Origin of the sequence: Corallococcus sp. CA053C, assembly GCF_003611675.1 — a bacterium.
Lineage (GTDB): Bacteria > Myxococcota > Myxococcia > Myxococcales > Myxococcaceae > Corallococcus.
Genome location: NZ_RAWA01000569.1, coordinates 1 through 4,881, shown reverse-complemented (window position 1 = coordinate 4,881; position 4,881 = coordinate 1). Strand labels below are relative to the sequence as shown.

Annotated in this window: 4 protein-coding genes; all 4 read left to right on the top strand. The window is 71.5% G+C overall.

Annotation, left to right across the window (positions count from 1 at the left end):
- Positions 1–141 precede the first annotated feature (141 nt).
- Positions 142–1,245 (top strand): ornithine cyclodeaminase family protein, encoded by a 1,104-nt coding sequence (locus D7V97_RS40060; protein ID WP_120615832.1) that lies wholly within the window; start codon positions 142–144, stop codon positions 1,243–1,245.
- An 82-nt stretch (positions 1,246–1,327) separates the two neighbouring features.
- Positions 1,328–2,554, top strand: coding sequence for a tetratricopeptide repeat protein (locus tag D7V97_RS40055; protein ID WP_120615831.1), 1,227 nt, complete (start codon positions 1,328–1,330; stop codon positions 2,552–2,554).
- Positions 2,551–3,678: a HupE/UreJ family protein gene (locus D7V97_RS40050; protein WP_120615830.1), complete on the top strand. Its 1,128-nt coding sequence runs from the start codon at positions 2,551–2,553 to the stop codon at positions 3,676–3,678. Before D7V97_RS40055 ends, D7V97_RS40050 begins: the two co-directional genes overlap by 4 nt.
- A 127-nt stretch (positions 3,679–3,805) precedes the next feature.
- The coding region (locus D7V97_RS40045; protein WP_147445182.1) for a DUF4331 domain-containing protein at positions 3,806–4,881 on the top strand (1,076 nt) is incomplete at its 3' end.

The following is a 4,881-nucleotide window of genomic DNA, read 5'->3' as shown; positions in this document are numbered from 1 at the left end:
GGGATGTCGAGCGCTTCCCACCAACAGCCCCCCCGCTCCCCCTTGTTCCCTGCACCTGCACTTGAAAGACACAGCACCGGAGGAATTCGTGCTCAAAACTGTCAGGTTGCAATTCCTGTCAGGGACGTAAACTCTGAACACATGACGCCCCCGGTTCCTCGCACGCTCCTGCTCAGTCCCTCCGACCTGCGCGCCATCGTGGAGGGCGTGGGACTTCACGCCCTGATGGATGAGCTCATCCAGACGCTGACGACGGCGCTGCGGGAGCTGGATGCGTCGCTCACGCAGGTGAACAAGCGGGAAGGCTTCTCGCTGGTGAACGAGCTGCGTCCGGCGGGAGCGCTCGAATGGATGCCTGTCCTGCGACGGGGCGAGAGCATGACGATGAAGGTGGTGGGCTATTCCCCCTCCAACCCCGCGGAGGCGGGGCTGCCCACCGTCATCGCGACCAACAGCGTCTACGACGCGCGCACGGGCCACCTGATGGCGCTGATGGACGGCGTGTTCGCCACCGCGCTGCGCACGGGGGCCGCGTCGGCGGTGGCCAGCCGGTGTCTCGCGGCGCCGGACAGCCGGGTGCTGGGGCTGGTGGGCTGTGGGGCGCAGGCCGTCACGCAGCTGCATGCGCTCAGCCGCGTGTTCCGCCTGGAGCAGGTGCTGGTGCACGACGTGAACCCGGAGGCGGCGCGCTCGTTCGTGCGGCGCGTGGCCTTCCTGGGGCTGGACGTGCGGCCCACGCTGCTGACGGACCTGGAGGCGCGGTCGGACATCCTCTGCACCGCGACGACGGTGGCCGTGGGCGCGGGGCCCGTCATCTCCGGCCACGCGCTCCAGCCGCACGCGCACATCAACGCGGTGGGCTCCGACCTGCCGGGCAAGACGGAGCTGCCGCTGGCCCTGCTGCGGCGCAGCCTGGTGTGCCCGGACTTTCCCAGCCAGGCGCGCGTGGAGGGCGAGTGTCAGCAGCTGCACCCGGATCAGATTGGCCCGGACCTGGCCACCGTCGTGCAGCAGCCGGAGGAGTTCCAGGGCTGGCGCCTGCGCAACACGGTGTTCGACTCCACCGGGCACGCGCTGGAGGATCAGGTCGTCACGCGCCTGCTGCTCGAGCACGCGCGGCGCATGCAGCTGGGCACCCATGTGTCGGTGGAAGGGCTGGGCGGGGATCCGCTCGACCCGTATGCGCTGATGCGCGGTGACGCGACCGGACGCACCGAAACGCAGCGCCGCGCCGTCGGCGCCTGACGTCCGCGGGACAACCCTCCGGGGGACAATCGCCTTCCTCCCGACATCCGGCCGCGCGTGGGCTCCGTAGAGTCGCACACGCATGCGCTCGCCCTTCCTGCCGTCTCGCGGTGTCTCGCGCGCCACGCTCGGGTTGACCCTGGCGGTGTCGCTGGCCCTTGGCGGCTGTGGCCAGACGCCCGCGGCGGAGCGCGTGCCCTTCACCCCCGCCACCGATGACGCGGTGCTCGCCCAGGTGCCGGCGACCGCGACGGATGCGAAGGCCCGCGAGCGCGCGGCGCTCCGAAGGGCCCTCGGCGCCCGTGCGGATCAACTGGACCTGGCGCTGCGGCTGGCGCGGCTGGACATCGAGGAGGGCCGGGCCTCCGGGGACCCGCGCTACCTGGGCCGCGCGCAGGCGGCGCTCGCGCCCTGGTGGGACGCGGCCACCCCGCCCCCGGGCGTGCGCCTGCTGCGCGCCACCATCCTCCAGGGCCGCCATGAGTTCCCCGCCGCCCTGGCCGACCTGGACGCCCTGGTCCGCGAGTCCCCCGGGGACGCGCAGGCGTGGCTCACGCGCGCGGTCGTGCTGGGCGTGCGCGGCGAGCACGCGGAGGCGACGAAGAGCTGCGCGGCGCTCGCGCCACTCGCAGGGTCGCTGGCCGGGGCCGTGTGTCAGGCCCAGGTGTTGAGCCTCGCGGGCCGCTCCCGGCAGGCCTACGCGCTGCTCTCCGCCGCGCTGGCCCGGGGGGCCCACGGGGCGGATGAAGAGGCCTGGGCGCTGTCCACGCTCGCCGAGGCCGCCGCGCGCGCGGGCGACACCGAACGCGCCGCGAAGCTCTACGCCCGCGTGCTGGCGATGGATCCGGGCGACGCCTACACCCGCGCCGCCTACGCGGACCTGCTGTTGGATCTGGACCGTCCGCGCGACGTCATCGCGCTGGTGAAGGACCACGGCCAGGACGACAACCAGCTCCTGCGCCGCGTGCTCGCGGAGGTGGCCCTGGGCTCACAGGAGGCGCCCACGCTCGCCGCGGAGCTGGCCTCGCGCCACACGGCCAGCCACCTGCGCGGCGACGCCCTGCACGCGCGCGAGGAGGCCCGCTTCGCGCTCCACGTCGAGAAGGACGCGGCGAAGGCGCTGAAGCTGGCCCAGGCGAACTGGGAGGTGCAGCACGAGCCATGGGACTCGCGCATCCTGCTGGAGGCCGCGCTCGCGCACCGCACCCCCGACGCCGCCGCCCCCGTGCTGCGCTTCCTGGAAGCGAGCGGCACGGACGACCCCGGCCCGCTGGCGCTCGCCGAGCGCGTGCGAAAGGCATCCCGATGAAGGCGCTCGCCCTCACGCTGCTCCTCTTCCCGTTGGCCGTGCTCGCCCACAAGCCGAGCGACAGCTACCTGCACCTGGAGCGCGCCGGCACCAGCTTCACCGGCCGCTGGGACGTGGCCCTGCGTGACCTGGAGGAGGTGCTCGTGCTGGACGCGGACGGCGACGGCGCCATCACCTGGGGCGAGGTGCGGGCGCGTCAGGCGGACATCGCGGGCTACGCGCTCGCCCGGCTGAAGCTGGCCTCCGACGGCGCCCCCTGTCCCCTGTCTTCCGCCGCCGCGCTGCGCGTGGTGCGTCACTCCGACGGCGCCTATGCCGTGGTGGACTTCACCGCGGCGTGCGCGGCCGTGCCCCGCGCGCTGGACGTGGACTACTCGCTGCTCTTCGACCGCGACCCGCAGCACCGGGGCATCGTGCGGGTGGGCAGCGACGGCGCCGGTGAGCCCCTGGTCCTCTCCGCCACGCGCCACACCGCCCGCGTTTCGCTGGAGGGGCTGTCCCCCTGGCGGCGCTTCGGACAGATGGTGCACTCCGGCGTCGAACACATCTGGGCCGGCGTGGATCACCTGCTCTTCCTCCTCGCGCTGCTCCTGCCGTCCGTGCTCCAGCGCGACCGGGAGACGGGCCGCCAGGTGCCGGTGGCGGACTTCGGCGCGGCGGTGAAGGACGTGGTGAAGGTGGTGTCCGCCTTCACGCTGGCGCACTCGCTGACGCTGAGCGCCGCGGCGCTGGGCTGGGTGTCGCTGCCGTCGCGGTGGGTGGAGTCCGCCATCGCGGCCAGCGTCATTGTCGCCGCGCTCAACAACGTCTTCCCGTGGATGGATCGCACCCGCTGGCTCGCGGCGTTCGCGCTGGGGCTCCTGCATGGCTTCGGCTTCGCGTCGGTGCTGGCGGATCTGGAGCTGCCCGCCGGCAGCCTCGCGGTGACGCTGTTCGGCTTCAACGTGGGCGTGGAGCTGGGGCAGCTCGCGTGCGTGGCCGTGTTCCTGCCCGTGGCGTACGTGCTGCGCGCCACGCCCGTCTACCGCCGTGCGTTGCTCGTGGGCGGATCCGCGGTGATCGCCCTCGTGGCGTGTGCGTGGTTCGCGGAGCGCGCGTTCGGCGTGGGTGTTTCATTCACCTGAATCGTCCGGAGAAATCCGGGCAATTCAGCACGCCGTAATGCCTTTGCCAGCAGGGATGGACCTGTGTTCGCACGGTGTCCCCCAGGCATGTCGGCATCCCGAAGAATCCACACAACAGGAGGCAGAGATGAAAGCCAGAAAGATCGCGGCGGTCCTCACCGTCGCGACCACGCTGGGCGCCACGGGCGCCATCGCGTCGAGCCACCGTGAAGCACCGTTCATCACGAAGTCGCCCAAGGTCGACGCGACCGACTTCTACATGTTCCGCAGCTACGAGACCTCCCGCTCGGAGTTCGTGACGCTGATCGCGAACTACCTTCCCTTCCAGGAGGCGTACGGCGGTCCCAACTACTTCTCGCTGGATCCGGAAGCGCTGTACGAGATCCACATCGACAACGACGGGAACGGGCAGGAGGACCTTACCTTCCAGTTCCGCTTCACCAACACGCTGGCCAACGCCAACGCGGGCGCGGCGCTGACCATCGGCACCGGCGCGCAGGCGAAGACGGTCCCCGTGCCGCTCTTCAACACGGGCGCCATCACCACGGCGAACCAGGCGAACCTGAACGTGCAGGAGTCCTTCACGCTCAAGGTGGTCCGCGGCAACCGCCGCACCGGCGTCGCCAAGGACGTGACGAACGCGGCGGGCGGCTCCGCCACGTTCCGCAAGCCCACGGACTATATCGGCACGAAGTCGCTGGGCCTGCCCGCCGCGTACGAGGCCTATGCGCGCGAGCACGTCTACACCGTGAACATCCCGGACTGTCCCACGCCGGGCCGGGTGTTCGTGGGCCAGCGCAAGGAGTCCTTCGCGGTCAACCTGGGGCCCATCTTCGACCTGGTGAACGCGGACGGCACCTTCATCACCACCGCGGCCAACCGCAACGCGGTGAAGAACCCGCTGGCGGGGAACAACATCACCACGCTGGCCCTGGAAGTCCCCATCGTCTGCCTCAAGGCCGGCACCCAGGACGTCATCGGTGGCTGGACGTCCGCGAGCGTGCGCCAGGCGCGCGCCATCAACCCGTCGCCCACGTTCGCGAAGCCCTCGCGTGACGGTGGCGCGTGGCAGCAGGTCAGCCGCCTGGGCATGCCGCTCGTCAACGAGGTCGTCATCGGCCTGCCGGACAAGGACAAGTTCAACGCCAGCGAGCCCAAGGACGACGCCCAGTTCGCCACCTACGTGACGAACCCCACCCTGCC